Genomic DNA, 892 nt, shown 5'->3' with positions numbered 1-892 from the left:
ACCCTGCCCTGCTCGACCACGAACGCGTGTTGGGCGTATTCCAACGCAAGCATCGCGTTCTGCTCGACAATTAAGACGCCGATGCCGTTTTCAAGCGAGTAGTCCCTTATCGCCGAGATGAGCTGCTCTTCGACCATGGGCGCAAGGCCAATCGATGGCTCGTCCAACAGAAGCAACTTGGGCAACGACATCAGCGCCCGGCCAAACGCTAGCATTTGCTGCTCGCCGCCACTCAACTGGCCAGCCTTCTGATTCAGTCGGTTGGCTAGCACTGGAAACAGTTCGTAGATCCGCGCCAGCGTCGTTCGCCTCGTAGCGGGGTCCGGTCTTACCGTCGCTCCAAGCAACAGATTCTCAAGCACCGAAAGACGCGGAAAAAGTTCTCGGCCCTCAGGTACCAAGGAGATGCCTCGTCGCACGATTTCATCCGGCGCAAGACCATCGATCCGCTCCCCATTCAGCCGGATCTCACCAGAAACGGGTTGTATCAAGCCGCAGATGGTGTTCATTAGGCTGGTCTTGCCAGCGCCGTTGCTGCCCACGATGGCGGTGACGTCGCCAATCTGAGCCGAGAAGCTCAGCTCATCCAGCGCGCGCACGCCGCCGTACTCGACCACGATGTTTTGCGCCTCAAGCATCGTGAACCCTTTTCTGACCCAAGTAGGCCTTGATCACGTCCGGGTGCCGTCCGATTTCGGCCGGTGTGCCTTCTGCGATGACTTGGCCGAAGTTCAGCACTGTAATTCGGTCGCACAAACGCATGACCGACCTCATGTCATGCTCGACCAGCAGAATGGAGACGTTGTCGGCCCTGAGCTTCTCGATTCTGTTTGCAACTTCCGCTTTTTCCGTCGCGTTCAGCCCAGCCAGCGGCTCGTCCAGAAGCATGATC

1 protein-coding gene and 1 pseudogene are annotated in these 892 nt (G+C 58.2%); both read right to left on the bottom strand.

Annotation, left to right across the window (positions count from 1 at the left end; translation table 11 throughout):
• The coding region (locus tag EOA24_RS39660) for an ABC transporter ATP-binding protein (RefSeq protein WP_133375026.1) at positions 1 to 638 on the bottom strand (638 nt) is incomplete at its 3' end.
• Positions 631 to 892: pseudogene (locus EOA24_RS39655) on the bottom strand (ABC transporter ATP-binding protein); the annotation flags it as partial. The pseudogene EOA24_RS39655 and the gene EOA24_RS39660, both read right to left, overlap by 8 nt.

This window comes from Mesorhizobium sp. M2A.F.Ca.ET.039.01.1.1 (genome assembly GCF_003998035.1).
GTDB lineage: Bacteria > Pseudomonadota > Alphaproteobacteria > Rhizobiales > Rhizobiaceae > Mesorhizobium.
The sequence above is the reverse complement of the archived record's forward strand: the minus strand, read 5'-3'. Positions and strand labels throughout refer to the sequence as shown.